The following is a 14711-nucleotide window of genomic DNA, read 5'->3' on the forward strand; positions in this document are numbered from 1 at the left end:
TCCATCGCTTTGTCAGGAGCGTGTTCGGTCTTTGTTCTTTCCGCTTGCCCGTTCGTGCGAAAGACGGTTAAACGACTTGGTCGAGAATTGTGGCGTCTCTCGACGCGGCGGCAAAAATACCTACATAGGGGACGGCCGGGGAAAACCCGCCGATCCCACAAATTCCAGATCTGAGGCGGCGACCGGCAATGGCCGACCATAAATATCTTTCCATTCGCGGGGCGCGCGAACACAATCTGAAGAATGTCGATCTCGACCTGCCGCGTGACAGCCTGATCGTCATGACGGGCCTGTCGGGCTCCGGCAAATCGTCGCTTGCCTTCGACACCATCTATGCCGAAGGCCAGCGCCGCTATGTCGAGAGCCTGTCGGCCTATGCGCGGCAATTCCTCGAAATGATGCAGAAGCCGGATGTCGACCAGATCGACGGCCTTTCGCCGGCCATCTCCATCGAGCAGAAGACCACTTCGAAGAACCCGCGCTCGACGGTCGGCACCGTCACCGAGATATACGACTACATGCGGCTTCTATTCGCGCGTGTCGGCGTACCCTATTCGCCCGCCACCGGACTGCCGATCGAGAGCCAGACGGTGTCGCAGATGGTCGATCGCGTGCTGGCGGTCGAGGAAGGCACGCGCCTGTTCATCCTGGCGCCGATCGTGCGCGGCCGCAAAGGCGAGTACCGCAAGGAATTGCTCGAGCTGCAGAAAAAGGGATTTCAGCGCGTCAAGGTCGACGGCGTCTTCTATGAGATCGCTGATGTGCCGCCACTCGACAAGAAATACAAGCACGACATCGACGTGGTCGTGGACCGCATCGTCGTGCGTGGCGACCTCGCAACGCGCCTTGCCGATTCCATGGAGACCGCGCTGAAGCTCGCGGAGGGGCTGGCGGTGGCGGAGTTCGCCGACAAGCCGCTCGATGCCAGTCAGACGGGCGAGGATTCGGTCAACAAGTCGAAGAACGAGACGCATGAGCGCATCCTGTTCTCGGAAAAATTCGCCTGTCCGGTCTCCGGCTTCACCATTCCCGAGATCGAGCCCAGGCTGTTCTCGTTCAACAACCCGTTCGGCGCCTGCCCGACCTGCGACGGGCTGGGCAGCCAGCGCGCCATCGACCCCAATCTGGTCGTCCCCGACGAGAACGTCTCGCTGCGCGACGGCGCCGTCAGCCCATGGGCGAAATCGACTTCACCCTACTACGTGCAGACGCTGGAGGCTCTCGGCAAGGCTTACGGCTTCAAGCTCGGCGACAAGTTCAAGGATTTGACCGGGGAAGCCCAGGAAGCCATCCTGCGCGGCACAGGCGAGCGCGAGATCACCTTCCAGTATGATGACGGCCTGCGCTCCTACAAAACGACCAAGACCTTCGAGGGCGTCATCCCCAACCTCGAGCGGCGCTGGAAAGAGACCGAATCCGCCTGGATGCGCGAGGAGATCGAGCGCTTCATGTCGGCCACCCCCTGCCCGGCCTGTCGTGGCTACAGGCTGAAGCCGGAAGCGCTGGCGGTGAAGATCGCCGGCAAGCACATCGGCGAAGTGACCGAACAGTCGATCCGCAAGGCCGACCAGTGGTTCACCGACCTGCCGGCGCAGCTCAACGACAAGCAGAACGAGATCGCCGTGCGCGTGCTCAAGGAAATCCGCGAGCGGCTGCGCTTCCTCAACGACGTCGGCCTCGATTATCTCACCCTGTCGCGCAATTCCGGCACGCTGTCGGGCGGCGAGAGCCAGCGCATCCGGCTGGCATCGCAGATCGGCTCCGGCCTCACCGGCGTGCTCTACGTGCTGGACGAACCGTCGATCGGCCTGCACCAGCGCGACAATGCGCGCCTGCTCGACACGCTGAAGCACCTGCGCGACATCGGCAACACGGTCATCGTGGTCGAGCATGACGAGGATGCCATCCTGCATGCCGACTACGTCGTCGACATCGGCCCGGCCGCCGGCATCCATGGCGGCGAAATCATTGCCCAGGGCACGCCTCAGCAGGTGATGGCCAACCCGAATTCGATCACCGGCAAATACCTTTCGGGCGAGCTCGAAGTGGCGACACCTGCGGTTCGCCGCGAGGCGAAGAAGAACCGCCGCCTGAAAGTCGTCGGCGCACGCGGCAACAATCTGAAGAACGTCACCGCCGAAATTCCGCTCGGCACCTTCACCGCCGTCACCGGCGTATCGGGCGGCGGCAAATCGACCTTCCTGATCGAAACACTTTTCAAGGCGGCCTCGCGCCGCATCATGGGCTCGCGCGAGCATCCGGCCGAGCACGACCGCATCGAGGGCTTGGAGTTCCTCGACAAGGTCATCGACATCGATCAGTCGCCGATCGGACGGACCCCGCGCTCCAACCCCGCCACCTATACCGGCGCCTTCACGCCGATCCGCGACTGGTTCGCGGGCCTGCCGGAAGCCAAGGCGCGCGGCTACCAACCGGGCCGCTTCTCCTTCAACGTCAAGGGCGGCCGCTGCGAGGCCTGCCAGGGCGACGGCGTCATCAAGATCGAGATGCACTTCCTGCCCGACGTCTACGTCACCTGCGACGTCTGCCACGGCAAGCGCTATAACAGAGAGACGCTCGACGTGCTGTTCAAGGGCAAGTCGATCGCCGACGTGCTCGACATGACAGTCGAGGAAGGCGTTGATTTCTTCGCCGCGGTGCCCGGTGTGCGCGACAAGCTCGACACGCTGAAGCAGGTCGGCCTCGGCTACATCCATATCGGCCAGCAGGCAACCACGTTGTCGGGCGGCGAGGCGCAGCGGATAAAACTCGCCAAGGAGCTGTCGCGCAAGGCGACCGGCAAGACGCTCTATATCCTGGACGAGCCGACCACTGGCCTGCACTTTCACGATGTCGCCAAGCTGCTGGAAGTGCTGCACGAACTGGTCGACCAGGGCAACACGGTGGTGGTGATCGAGCACAATCTCGAAGTGATCAAGACCGCCGACTGGGTGCTCGACCTCGGCCCCGAGGGTGGCGATGGCGGCGGCGAGCTGGTCGCCTCCGGCACGCCGGACGCGATCGTGCGCGAAAAACGCAGCTACACCGGCCAATTCCTCAAGGAATTGCTGGAGCGACGCCCCGGAGGCAAGCGCGAAGCAGCGGAGTGATGGCGGGCTGGCGTTGGGAATCTCCGGAATGAAGATCAGGAAAGCCCTCGCCCCGGATGTCACCGCCGTCATGACTCTGACCACGGATGCCTACGCGCCCTACACCGCGCTGTTGGGCGCGCCGCCGATCCCGGTCACCGAAGACTATGCGCCGCGCATCGAACGCGGCGAGGCTTGGCTGCTGGAGAGCGGCGGCGACCTGGCCGGGCTGATCGTCCTGGAGCGGCACGAAGACCACGCGATGATCTTCTCCGTCGCGGTGGCGCCAGGATTTCAGGGCAAGGGCTTCGGCATCGCATTGTTGAAACATGCGGATCAGCAGGCGCGCCTGTGGGGCGTGCCGGAGGTGCGGCTCTACACCAATGCGAAAATGGAGCGCAACATCGCGCTCTATTTGGCCTACGGCTATCGCGAAACGGGTCGCCGGCCCAATCCCTATCGGCCAGGATGGGTGCTCGTCGACATGGCCAAGCCGGTCGACGAGGTCACGGCGGCCTGATTTTTCTGAACGCGGCCAGATTTCTGAAACGGGAGGACGACAATGAGCAAATCGGGAACGATCCGCGCCGGCATGGGCGGCTGGACCTTCGAGCCGTGGGACACGTCCTTCTACCCGGAAAAACTCCCCAAGGCCAAGCAGTTGCAATACGCCAGCCGGCAGGTACCGAGCATCGAGGTCAACGGCACCTACTATTCCAGCTTCAAGGAACCGACCTTCGTCAAATGGGCCAATGAGGCACCCGACGGTTTCGTCTATTCGCTGAAGGGCAACCGCTTCGTCACCAACCGCCGCGTGCTGGGCGAAGCCGGTGAATCGATGATGCGTTTCCTTGGCTCCGGCGTCGCCGCGCTCGGCGATAAGCTTGGGCCGATCCTTTGGCAGTTCGCGCCGACAAAGAAATTCGATCCCGACGATTTCGAGGCTTTTCTGAAGTTGTTGCCGGAAAGCCAAGACGGTGTCGCGTTGCGCCACGCGCTTGAAGTTCGCAACGACAGTTTCATCGTGCCGGAATTCCCGGCGCTCGCGCGCAAATACAAGGCGGCCATCGTCTATGCCGATCACGCAAAATATCCTGATATCGCCGATATCACCGGCGATTTCATCTATGCGCGGCTGCAGACCGGCTCGGATGACAATCCCGACTGCTACACGCCAAAAGGCCTCGATGAATGGGCGGCGCGGGCCAAGGTCTGGGCGGAAGGCAAGCAGCCGGCCGATTTGCGGCGCGCCGACCCTGCTACCGACGCGCCGGTGCAACCGCGCGACGTGTTCGTCTACTTCATCACCGAGGGCAAGGTGCGCGCGCCCTTCGGCGCCATGGCGCTGATGAAGCGAGTGACAGAAACCAGCTAAGCGGCAAGCCTCTGCGGCTATTTCCATTTGCATGAATTGCCGGCGTCAACAGCCTCTGTCGGAACCTCAAGGCGTCATCGTCGTTTTGCCTTGGTGGCGGGTTCCCGCGCGGGAAAACCAGCAGAAAAGCGAGGAAGGATGGCTGTCATCCTTATCGGTGCGTTTCTCATCGTCGCCGGCGTTGTGTATATGGCGGGCGCAGCTCTCAGGCGTGGACGGCTCAGCGATCCGGCACCTGCAGCTTCGGATCGACGGATGCCCAATCTCGCAACGCAGGCCCCGACGCTTGAGCCACGCCGGCGCGGCCTCGGTTTCCTAGGCGTGTCACAGAATTGGCCGGGTCTGCTGATGATGGCGGTCGGTGCGGTTCTGCTCCTGTCGGCGGTAGTCCTCTAACGCCGTGCAAGCTTGGCTTTTTCGCCGCGATCGTAACCTTATCGACACTTCCTTGCGTCATGACTCCAGCAACGTCAGGCTGCAGGGTCGTCGCGGGCAAGGAACGAGGGGCATGTCGCTCGACTACAACTCACTTCTGCTGGCGGTCGGTTTCTCCGCTGCCTGCCTGAGCCTGACGCTGTTCGGCACATGGCTCACCGCCCGCACCGACAAGTTCCTGCTCACCTGGGCGCTCAGCGCCTTGCTGGTGGTGGGCGAGGTCTTCACCTATGACGCCTATATCGACGCGCCCAGGCGCGGCCTCGGCATCGCCACCTTCACCTTGCTGCTGGTCGGCTTCTCCATGATGCTGGGCGCCGCCTACCAATTCAGAAGCGGCGGCTCGCCGGTCTCCAGGATTTTAATCGGCAGCGGCATTTCGCTGGCGGTGGCGCTGCCGCCCATGGCTCTCGGCTATGACGGGCTCGGCTTCATGTTCGAGAACCTGTTCGCGGCCCTGCTCCTGTTCGCAACCGCCGCCGAATACTGGAAGGGCCGCGCCGAGGCCCCAGCGCTTACCATCGGCGCCGCCGCACTCTATTCAGCGACCGCCATGTCCTTCCTGCTCTGCGCGACGGTTTTGGCATGGGACGGCAAGCTGATCATGAGCCATGCGCCAAGGAACTGGGCCGAGGATCTCAGCCTCATCGTCGTCATCGCCAGCATGACCGGCATCGGCGCCTTGTCGCTGGCCCTCAACCAGGGGCGTCTGGCGGGGCATCACCGCCGCAACGCGCTGACGGATCAGCTGACCGGCCTGCTCAACCGCCGCGCGCTGTTCGACCTCTTTGGCGATTCTCCCGTCGGCGCCTTTACCGCCGTGGTCGTGTTCGACCTCGATAGCTTCAAGGCCATCAATGACGAGTTCGGCCACGCGACGGGCGATGAGGTGCTGAAAGTGTTCGCCAAGGAGCTTGCCGGCAACCTCGCCCGACCGATGTCGCCGCGCGCATGGGCGGCGAGGAGTTCGCGGTGGTGCTAAAGCGGACTTTGCCCGAAACAGTGGAAAACACGGCCGAGACGATACGGACCTCGTTCGCCGCGCGCCGCATCGACACCGAGAACGGTCCCCTGACGTGCACCGTCAGCGCCGGCTTTGCTTTCGGCACCAAAGAGGGCCTGAGCTTCGACAAGGTGCTTAGCGCCGCCGACAAGGCGCTCTATGCCGCCAAGCGCGGCGGCCGCAACCGCGTCACCGCCTCTCCATTCCGGCGCGCTAGCTGACCAAGCGCATCAATGCCGTGCCCATCATTGTTGAATGGCCGAATGCGGCTTTTACGCCGCCATGACAATTTCATTGAAGGCATCGAGGTCGACATAGAAGACCTTGGTGATCTCCTCGATCAGCTCGTCGTGGTCATAGCCCTGGGACTTCAGAATGTTGATGGCTGTGATGATGTCGACGCGCTCTGTGAGCCGCCGCTTCTGGTAGTCCTCGACGTAACGTTCCATGGCTGCCCCTTGGCCTGTATGCCCAAACGCGTTGAACGACAGAGATCGCAGGGAGGATGCTAGGAACGCATGCTTGCGCGGAACTTGCCCGTCGCCCACCTCGATCTGCGACAAACCAGACTGATACGGAAGCGGCCGACTCACAAAGCCATCAGAAGACTAGCATGTAGTATTGAGCGTGCCAGCGGGTGTTGAAGAAAGATTGAGCAATCTTTCATCAGGAGATGGATTTACACCGTCAGGAACTTCCTGACATCCGCCCGGTCGAGATCTTCGGCAGGACCAGTATGGACGATCTGGCCGCGGTCCATGATGTTGACCTCGTCGGCGAGTTCGCGGCAGAAGTCGAGATATTGCTCCACGAGAAGAACCGCAATGCCGGCCTGGTCGCGCAAATAGCGGATGGCGCGGCCGATGTCCTTGATAACGGACGGCTGGATACCTTCCGTCGGCTCATCGAGCACCAGAAGCTTGGGCCGCATCACCAGCGCCCTGCCGATGGCGAGCTGCTGCTGCTGGCCGCCGGAGAGATCGCCGCCGCGGCGGCCAAGCATCTGCTTGAGCACCGGAAACAATTCGAAGACATGCGCCGGCACGTTGCGGTCGGCCCGTTTCAGGGGCGAGAATCCCGATTCGAGGTTTTCCCGCACGCTGAGCAGCGGAAAGATCTCCCTGCCCTGCGGCACGAATGCGATGCCCGACCGGGCGCGGTCATACGCCGCGCTCCGGTCGAGCGCCTTCCCCTCGAAGGCAACGCTTCCGCTCGTCAGCCTGTGGTGGCCGACGATCGATCTCATCAAACTGGTCTTGCCGACGCCATTGCGGCCGAGCACGCAAGTGATCTTGCCGGCGCCCGCCTTGAGCGACACGCCGCGCAGCGCCTGGGCGGCGCCGTAGTGGAGCGTGGCATCGGAAACTTCGAGCATGTCAGCGCCTTCTCCAGAACCGAAGGAAGGCAAGATCGAAGCGATGGAATTGCACCCGCCAAACCATGCTCATCTCCCCAGATAGACTTCGACGACGCGTTCATCGGCAGATACGAAATCGAGCGTGCCTTCTGAAAGCACCGAGCCCTCATGCAGGCAGGTGACCTTGACGCCGAGCTCGCGCACGAAATGCATGTCATGCTCGACGACGATCACTGAATGGTCGCGGGCGATCTCCTTGAGCAGGCGCGCGGTTTCCTCGGTTTCGGCGTCGGTCATGCCGGCGACCGGCTCGTCGACCAGCAGCAGCTTCGGGTCCTGCGCCAGGAGCATGCCGATCTCCAGCCACTGCTTCTGCCCATGGCTGAGATAGGCGGCGAGCTCGTCGCGTTTGTCGCCGAGCCGGATGGTCCCGAGGATGTCATCGATCCGCCGCGTCTCGGCGGGCGAGCGTCGATGGAACAGCGCCGGGAAGATCGAGCGCGGCCCCTTCAGCGCCAGCATCAAATTTTCCTCGATGGTGTGGCTTTCGAAAACCGTCGGCTTCTGGAATTTGCGGCCAATGCCCATCATGGCGATCTCGGCCTCGTCATGGCGGGTGAGATCGACCTGGCCGTCGAAGAACACCTCGCCCTCGTCGGGCCGTGTCTTGCCGGTGACGATGTCCATCATCGTGGTCTTGCCGGCGCCGTTGGGGCCGATGATGGCGCGCATCTCGCCCTTGTCGAGCACCAGCGACAGATTGTTGATGGCGCGAAAGCCGTCGAAGGAAACCGAGACGCCGTCGAGATAGAGAATGGTGTTCGACTTCGACATCGCTCGTTACTCCGCCGGCTGTGGTTCGAGGCTGGACGAGGACCATTCGCCGGGTGTTCTGGCCGCCGCCTGCACGACTTTGGATGGCGCGATTTCACCATCGGCGCCGGCCTCCTCGGCCAACGATGCCGCGCGCAGCGCCTTGGCGTTGCCGCGCCAGCTATCCCACATGCCGATGATGCCTTTCGGCAAGAGCAGCGTCACGGCGACGAACACGCCGCCGAGTGCGAACAGCCACAGTTCAGGCAGCACGCCGGTGAACCAGGATTTTCCGGCGTTGACCAGCAGCGCACCGATGATCGGCCCGATGATGGTGCCGCGCCCGCCGACCGCGGCCCAGATCACCACCTCGATCGAATTGGAGGGTTCGAATTCGCCCGGATTGATGATGCCGACCTGCGGCACGTAAAGCGCGCCCGCGACGCCGGCCATGACAGCTGAAACCGTGAAGGCGAACAACTTCACATTCTCAGCCCGCCAGCCGAGGAAGCGGGTGCGGCTTTCGGCATCGCGCACCGCCATCAGCAGCTTGCCGTATTTGGAGCCGACGATCGCCCAGGTGACGAAGACGCCGAGCGCAAGCATCACCGCGCTGGCCGCGAACAGCGCCGAGCGGGTCACGTCGGCCTGGACGTTGAAGCCCAGAATGTCCTTGAAATCGGTCAGGCCGTTGTTGCCGCCGAAGCCCATGTCGTTGCGGAAGAAGGCGAGCAGCAGCGCATAGGTCATCGCCTGTGTGATGATCGAGAGATAGACGCCTGTGACGCGGCTGCGGAAGGCGAACCAGCCGAAGACGAAGGCGAGCAGGCCGGGCACCGCGAGCACCATGAGGCCGGCGAACCAGAAATGGTCGAAGCCGGTCCAGAACCAGGGCAGCTCCTTGTAGTTCAGGAATACCATGAAATCAGGCAGGATCGGGTTGCCATAGACGCCGCGCGAGCCGATCTGGCGCATCAGATACATGCCCATCGCGTAGCCGCCGAGCGCGAAGAAGGCGCCGTGGCCGAGCGAAAGGATGCCGCAATAGCCCCAGACAAGATCGAGCGCCAAGGCAAGCAGCGCGTAGCAGAGATATTTGCCGGTCAGCGCCACGATATAGGGCGGGACGTAGAAGGCGCTCGTCGGTGACACAGCAAGATTGAGCAGAGGGCCGACGATCGCGGCCCCGAGCAGGATGAAAATGGTGATGGCGATGCGGCGGTCCGCGCCCGCGGCGAAGAAGCGTCCCGACATCATGCTTCCACCGCCCTGCCCTTGAGCGCGAACAGGCCGCGCGGGCGCTTCTGGATGAACAGGATGATCAGCACCAGCACGACGATCTTGCCGAGCACGGCGCCGGCATAGGGTTCCAGGAACTTGTTGACGATGCCCAGCGAAAAGGCGCCGACCAGCGTGCCCCACAGATTGCCGACGCCGCCGAAGACGACGACCATGAAACTGTCGATGATGTAGCCGCGGCCGAGATTGGGCGAGACATTGTCGATCTGGCTGAGCGCCACGCCGGCAATGCCGGCAATGCCGGAGCCGAGCGCGAAGGTCAGCGCGTCGACCCATGGCGTCCTGATGCCCATAGAGGCGGCCATGCGGCGGTTGGCGGTGACGGCGCGCATCTGTAGGCCCCAGGGGGTGCGCTTCATCACATAGAGCAGCACGGCAAAGACGCTAAGCGCGAAGACCAGGATCCAGAGCCGGTTCCAGGTGATGGCAAGCTGGCCGACATCGAACGAACCCGACATCCAGGAGGGATTGCCGACCTCCTGGTTGGTTGGCCCGAAGATCGAGCGCACTGCCTGCTGCAGGATCAGCGAAACGCCCCATGTCGCCAGCAGCGTCTCCAGCGGCCGGCCGTAGAGGAAGCGGATAACGCCGCGCTCGACGGCGAGGCCGACAAGCCCCGCGACCAGGAAGGCGAGCGGCAGCGCGATCACCAGCGACCAGTCGAACAGGCCGGGAAAGGATGTACGGATCACCTGCTGGACAACGAAGGTCGTGTAGGCGCCGAGCATGACCATCTCGCCATGCGCCATGTTGATGACGCCCATGACGCCGAAGGTGATCGCAAGCCCGATCGCCGCCAGCAGCAGCACCGAGCCCAGCGAAATGCCGTACCAGATGTTCTGTCCGGCGTCCCACAGGGCCAGCGTCGAATTGATGTTGGCGATTGCCGCCGTCGCGGCTTCCTTCGCTGCGCCCGAGGCATTGGCCTCTGCCGAGGTGAGCAGCGATACCGCATCGCGGTCGCCGCGCGCGCCGATCAGGGCGATTGCCGCGAGCTTGTCGGCATCCGGCCGATCCGAGCTCAGGATCGACGCGGCACGAGCCTGTTCCAGCAAGGTCTTGACACTGGCGACCGTCTCATTGGCGATCGCAGCGTCGAGCGGCTCGATGTTTGCGGAATCGGGCGTCTTGAACATGGTGTCGGCGGCGGCGAGCCGCACGGCCGGATCCTTGGCGCCAAGCGTCAGCGTGCCCAGCGCATCGCGGATGGTGCGGCGCAGCGTGTTGTTGACCTTGATCTTGATGATGTCGTCCCTGGCCGCTTCACCGGATGGTTCACCGCTCAGCGGGTCGAAAAGCTGGACCCGTTCGCCGCCTTCCTTGCCGACGAAGACCAGGGAATCGATCTTGTGGATGTAGAGATTGCCATCGGCGAGCGCCGCAAGCGGCCGCTCCACTGCCGGATCGCCGGTCGCCGCCAGGTCGTGAACGACAGCTCCCGTCTCCGAAAAACCCTTGGCGGCGGCGAACTTGGCGATGATGCCACGCAGATCGGCTTCGCCGGCGCCCGATGACGACAGCGTCGCCAGCAAGAACAGCAGTGTCAGGCCAAGTGCGCGGAAAAGGTTCATCGGCGTCAGGCGACTCTTCAGGGTTGAGTTGGACGTCCGGACGGCGAAGGAACCGTCCGGACGCTCGCGGTCATGGGCATGGACCTGAAGGTCCAGCCCGGGAGGATCAGTTTGTGCCCTTGCCGCCGCATTTGCCGGTGGCGACATTGAAGTTGCCGCAGGACAGGGGCGCCCGCCAATCGGAGATCAGGTCCTTGGAATCGGGCAGGTAATCCGACCACTCGTCGCCCATCACCAGCCCCGGCGTGCGCGAGACCGTCTCGAACTGGCCGTCGGCCTGGATTTCACCGATCAGCACCGGCTTGGTGATGTGATGGTTCGGCATCATCGTCGAATAGCCGCCGGTCAGGTTCGGCACCGAGACGCCGACCATGGCGTCAATCACCTTGTCCGGATCGGTGGTGCCGGCCTTCTCGACCGCCTTCACCCACATGTTGAAGCCGATATAGTGGGCCTCCATCGGGTCGTTGGTGGTGCGCTTGTCGTTCTTGATGAACTTGTGCCAGTCGGCGATGAACTTCTTGTTCTCGGGCGTGTCGACGCTCTCGAAGTAGTTCCAGGCGGCGAGATGGCCGACCAGCGGCGCCGTGTCGAGACCGGCAAGCTCCTCCTCGCCGACCGAGAAGGCCATGACCGGGATGTCCTCGGCCTTGATGCCCTGGTTGCCCAGTTCCTTGTAGAACGGCACGTTGGCGTCGCCGTTGACGGTGGAGACGACGGCGGTCTTCTTGCCGGCCGAACCGAACTTCTTGATTGCCGAGACTTCGGTCTGCCAGTCGGAAAAACCGAACGGCGTGTAGTTGACCATGATGTCTTCCGCCGCGACGCCCTTGGCCTTCAGATAGGCCTCGAGGATCTTGTTGGTGGTGCGGGGATAGACATAGTCGGTGCCTTCCAGCACCCATCGCTTCACCGAGCCGCCATCCTCGCTCATCAGATAGTCGACGGCCGGAATGGCCTGCTGGTTCGGCGCCGCGCCCGTATAGAACACGTTGCGCTCGCTCTCCTCGCCCTCATACTGGACGGGATAGAACAGGATGTTGTCGAGTTCCGAAAACACCGGCAGCACCGATTTGCGCGACACCGAGGTCCAGCAGCCGAACACCGCCGCGACCTTGTCCTTGGAGATCAGCTCGCGCGCTTTCTCGGCGAAGAGCGGCCAGTTGGACGCCGGATCGACGACGACCGCTTCGAGCTTCTTGCCGAGCAGGCCGCCCTTGGCATTCTGCTCGTCGATGAGCATCAGCATGGCATCCTTCAGCGTCGTCTCCGAAATCGCCATCGTGCCGGACAGCGAATGGAGGATGCCGACCTTGATCGTGTCGTCGGCCGCCTTCGCGGGCGCCGACATCGACAGGCCGGCAGCGACCACGCCCGCCGAAAACATTTTTGTTATTGTCGAGAAATTACCCCTCATGCCTGACACTCCCAAGCTGATTGATTGCAACGCAACACTACGAAGCAACCCCCATGCCAACCGCCGAGGCGGTCTCGCGGGAGGAGTTAATGCTCAATGTTATCAGCGGCTTGATGTATCGTACTTAGAGAAATCGTGAGCGCCCGGTTAAAAATTGGTTGAGAGAAATTTGCGCAGCGCACACGGTTTTTGCCTAATTTTCGTCCAATTTCTCCAAATGCCTGGATTTTGATCTCCGGACGCGGGCCGCACGCGACAAATATTGCGGTACGGCACACAAATGGGGCAAGTTCGCCCCTCAACCGAGCGACGTCATGGCATCCGGAATTTCACGCATCTCTACCGGCCTATTGTTTCTGGCGGCGGCGACCGGGACGGCGCGAGCCGACTTCAGCGACGGCAAGATGCCCGACGGCATTTATCATTGCGAGGTCTACCTGCTCGGCATGTTCCTCAACCTCGGCGACATCACCATCAAGGGAGATGTCTATACCGGCCCAGTCACCTTCGGGACCGCCCAGCAGGGCTACAATTACCAGATGGACGCAAACGGGGTGATCTCCTGGTTGGGACCGCTCGGCGGCTACACCGCCGGCGGCAACTCGTTGTCCCTCACACAGGCGACTCTGGATGGTCAGGGCCCGCCCTCATTCGACATCATCATGAGACAGCCCGACGGCGCCTTCACCGCCTCGACCTGCACCAGGGGCTGAAGGTCGAGAAAAATGGCGCGGAACCCCGGTCGGGGCTCCGCGCCAGCAGGCAGTCGGGAGGTGGAACTAGATGCTTCTCGCTGACATTTGGCTGGCGATGTAATCGGCCTGCCGGATCGCCAGCGAGACGATCGTCAGCGTAGGGTTCTCGGCCGCGCCTGTCGTGAACTGGCTGCCGTCGGAAACGAACAGGTTCTTGATGTCGTGCGTCTGGCCGTGCTTGTTGACGACACCGTCGGCCGCCTTCTCGCTCATCCGGTTGGTGCCGAGATTATGGGTGGAAGGATAGGGCGGCGTCGGGAAAGTCCGCGTCGCTCCAACCGCGTCGTAGAGCGCCATGGCCTGTTTGTAGGCATGATCGCGCATCGCCGTATCGTTGGGATGATCGTCGAAATGCACATCGGCGATCGGCATGCCGTGCTCGTCCTTTTCGTCGGCATGCAGCGTGATGCGGTTTTCTTCGCGCGGCATGTCCTCGCCGACGATCCACAGCCCTGCCATGTGGTCGTAGTGGTCGAGCGCGGTGGTGAAGGAGCGGCCCCAAGCGCCGGGATCGAGGAAGGCCGCCATAAACGGCAGGCCGAGCGAAAGCGTCTCGAATTCGTAGCCGCCGACGAAACCGCGCGATGGATCATGCCGCGCCTCGTCGCGGATGATGCCGGCCATCGTGGTGCCGCGATACATGTGCACCGGTTTGTCGAAGATGGCATAGACCGAGCCGGTGGTGTGGCGCATGTAGTTCTTGCCCACCTGCCCCGATGAATTGGCGAGGCCGTCAGGGAACTTGCTCGAAGCCGAATTGAGCAGCAGGCGCGGGCTTTCAATCGAATTGCCGGCGACGGCGACGATGCGGGCCTTCTGTTCCTGCAGCTTGCCGTCCTTGTCGGCATAGACGACGCCGGTCACCTTTCCCGAGGCGTCATGGTTGATCTTGACGGCCATGGCGTTCGGCCTCACCTCGAGATGGCCTGTCGCTTCGCCTTTCGGGATCTCGGTGTAGAGCGTCGACCATTTGGCGCCCCATTTGCAGCCCTGGAAGCAGAAGCCGGTCTGCTGGCAGGACATCCGGTCGTCACGCTCGACCGAATTGATCGCCATGTTGCCGGTGTGGCATTCCTTGTAGCCGAGCTTGTCGGCGCCAGCCTTCAACAGCTTGAAATTATTGTTGCCCGGCAGCCTCGGCCAGTCATTGGTGCCGGTGACGCCCATCTTGGCTTCGGCCTTGGCGTAGTAGGGCTCCATCTCGGCCAGTGTCACCGGCCAATCGAGCAGGTTCGCGCCCTCCACCTTGCCGTAGGTCGAGGCGGTCTTGAACTCATGCTCCTGGAAGCGCAGCGAAGCGCCGGCCCAGTGCGTGGTCGAGCCGCCGACCGATTTCACGATCCAGGCCGGCAGGTTCGGAAAATCCCTGGCTACGCGCCAGTCGCCGGAGGTTGTGCGCTTGTCCTTCCAGGCGAGCTGGGCAAAGGAGTCCCATTCGTCATTGATGAAGTCGTCGAATTCGTGGCGTGCGCCGGCCTCCAGGATGACGACGTCGATGCCCTTCTGGGCGAGTTCATTGCCGAGTGTGCCGCCGCCAGCTCCCGAGCCGATGATGACGACCAAATTGTCGTTTTTCAGATCAAATGCTGCTGCCATG

Annotated in this window: 12 protein-coding genes and 1 pseudogene; 6 read left to right on the forward strand and 7 right to left on the reverse strand. The window is 62.7% G+C overall.

What is annotated here, in order from left to right:
* Nucleotides 1-188 precede the first annotated feature (188 nt).
* The 5 genes and pseudogenes from uvrA (at nt 189) to FJ940_RS09760 (ending at nt 6123) form a co-directional block, all read left to right on the forward strand.
* Nucleotides 189-3110 (forward strand): excinuclease ABC subunit UvrA, encoded by a 2922-nt coding sequence (gene uvrA / locus FJ940_RS09740; protein ID WP_140656352.1) that lies wholly within the window; start codon nt 189-191, stop codon nt 3108-3110.
* Between the two features lie 28 nt (nt 3111-3138).
* Nucleotides 3139-3609: a GNAT family N-acetyltransferase gene (locus FJ940_RS09745; RefSeq protein WP_140498852.1), complete on the forward strand. Its 471-nt coding sequence runs from the start codon at nt 3139-3141 to the stop codon at nt 3607-3609.
* 42 nt (nt 3610-3651) lie between these two features.
* Nucleotides 3652-4464: a DUF72 domain-containing protein gene (locus tag FJ940_RS09750; RefSeq protein ID WP_140515303.1), complete on the forward strand. Its 813-nt coding sequence runs from the start codon at nt 3652-3654 to the stop codon at nt 4462-4464.
* A gap of 138 nt (nt 4465-4602) precedes the next feature.
* Nucleotides 4603-4860, forward strand: coding sequence for a hypothetical protein (locus tag FJ940_RS28710; RefSeq protein ID WP_140564488.1), 258 nt, complete (start codon nt 4603-4605; stop codon nt 4858-4860).
* 112 nt (nt 4861-4972) lie between these two features.
* Nucleotides 4973-6123, forward strand: a pseudogene (locus FJ940_RS09760) (GGDEF domain-containing protein).
* A 51-nt stretch (nt 6124-6174) separates the two neighbouring features.
* Here the strand turns inward: FJ940_RS09760 and FJ940_RS09765 are convergent.
* From FJ940_RS09765 to urtA, 6 genes are all read right to left on the reverse strand, one after another.
* The gene (locus FJ940_RS09765; RefSeq protein ID WP_140498860.1) at nt 6175-6351 is read right to left on the reverse strand and encodes a hypothetical protein; all 177 of its coding nucleotides are present in this window, start codon (nt 6349-6351) and stop codon (nt 6175-6177) included.
* A gap of 230 nt (nt 6352-6581) precedes the next feature.
* Nucleotides 6582-7277, reverse strand: coding sequence for an urea ABC transporter ATP-binding subunit UrtE (gene urtE, locus FJ940_RS09770; protein WP_140557767.1), 696 nt, complete (start codon nt 7275-7277; stop codon nt 6582-6584).
* Between the two features lie 69 nt (nt 7278-7346).
* Nucleotides 7347-8093, reverse strand: a complete 747-nt coding sequence (gene urtD / locus FJ940_RS09775) for an urea ABC transporter ATP-binding protein UrtD (RefSeq protein WP_140584354.1) — start codon at nt 8091-8093, stop codon at nt 7347-7349.
* A 6-nt stretch (nt 8094-8099) separates the two neighbouring features.
* A complete protein-coding gene (gene urtC, locus FJ940_RS09780) occupies nt 8100-9329 on the reverse strand; it encodes an urea ABC transporter permease subunit UrtC (RefSeq protein ID WP_140656355.1) in 1230 nt (409 codons plus the stop codon).
* Nucleotides 9326-10942, reverse strand: coding sequence for an urea ABC transporter permease subunit UrtB (urtB, locus tag FJ940_RS09785; RefSeq protein WP_140656357.1), 1617 nt, complete (start codon nt 10940-10942; stop codon nt 9326-9328). Before urtB ends, urtC begins: the two co-directional genes overlap by 4 nt.
* A gap of 106 nt (nt 10943-11048) precedes the next feature.
* Nucleotides 11049-12359, reverse strand: coding sequence for an urea ABC transporter substrate-binding protein (urtA, locus tag FJ940_RS09790; protein WP_140498870.1), 1311 nt, complete (start codon nt 12357-12359; stop codon nt 11049-11051).
* Nucleotides 12360-12673: 314 nt separating this feature from the next.
* Between urtA and FJ940_RS09795 the strand changes: the two genes are divergently transcribed.
* Nucleotides 12674-13072: a hypothetical protein gene (locus FJ940_RS09795; RefSeq protein WP_140656360.1), complete on the forward strand. Its 399-nt coding sequence runs from the start codon at nt 12674-12676 to the stop codon at nt 13070-13072.
* Nucleotides 13073-13138: 66 nt separating this feature from the next.
* Here FJ940_RS09795 and FJ940_RS09800 read toward each other — a convergent pair whose 3' ends face one another.
* Nucleotides 13139-14710 carry a GMC family oxidoreductase gene (locus tag FJ940_RS09800; protein WP_140656363.1) on the reverse strand — a complete coding sequence of 524 codons (1572 nt, stop codon included), beginning with the start codon at nt 14708-14710 and terminating at the stop codon, nt 13139-13141.
* Between the last annotated feature and the right edge of the window lies 1 nt (nt 14711).

Source organism: Mesorhizobium sp. B2-3-7, assembly GCF_006442695.1.
Lineage (GTDB): Bacteria > Pseudomonadota > Alphaproteobacteria > Rhizobiales > Rhizobiaceae > Mesorhizobium.

Excerpts from the sequence above, each read along its gene's own strand:
- uvrA (WP_140656352.1), top strand. The coding sequence starts at position 189 with ATGGCCGACCATAAATATCTTTCCATTCGCGGGGCGCGCGAACACAAT.
- FJ940_RS09745 (WP_140498852.1), top strand. The coding sequence starts at position 3,139 with ATGAAGATCAGGAAAGCCCTCGCCCCGGATGTCACCGCCGTCATGACT.
- FJ940_RS09750 (WP_140515303.1), top strand. The coding sequence starts at position 3,652 with ATGAGCAAATCGGGAACGATCCGCGCCGGCATGGGCGGCTGGACCTTC.
- FJ940_RS28710 (WP_140564488.1), top strand. The coding sequence starts at position 4,603 with ATGGCTGTCATCCTTATCGGTGCGTTTCTCATCGTCGCCGGCGTTGTG.
- FJ940_RS09765 (WP_140498860.1), bottom strand. The coding sequence starts at position 6,351 with ATGGAACGTTACGTCGAGGACTACCAGAAGCGGCGGCTCACAGAGCGC.
- urtE (WP_140557767.1), bottom strand. The coding sequence starts at position 7,277 with ATGCTCGAAGTTTCCGATGCCACGCTCCACTACGGCGCCGCCCAGGCG.
- urtD (WP_140584354.1), bottom strand. The coding sequence starts at position 8,093 with ATGTCGAAGTCGAACACCATTCTCTATCTCGACGGCGTCTCGGTTTCC.
- urtC (WP_140656355.1), bottom strand. The coding sequence starts at position 9,329 with ATGATGTCGGGACGCTTCTTCGCCGCGGGCGCGGACCGCCGCATCGCC.
- urtB (WP_140656357.1), bottom strand. The coding sequence starts at position 10,942 with ATGAACCTTTTCCGCGCACTTGGCCTGACACTGCTGTTCTTGCTGGCG.
- urtA (WP_140498870.1), bottom strand. The coding sequence starts at position 12,359 with ATGAGGGGTAATTTCTCGACAATAACAAAAATGTTTTCGGCGGGCGTG.
- FJ940_RS09795 (WP_140656360.1), top strand. The coding sequence starts at position 12,674 with ATGGCATCCGGAATTTCACGCATCTCTACCGGCCTATTGTTTCTGGCG.
- FJ940_RS09800 (WP_140656363.1), bottom strand. The coding sequence starts at position 14,710 with ATGGCAGCAGCATTTGATCTGAAAAACGACAATTTGGTCGTCATCATC.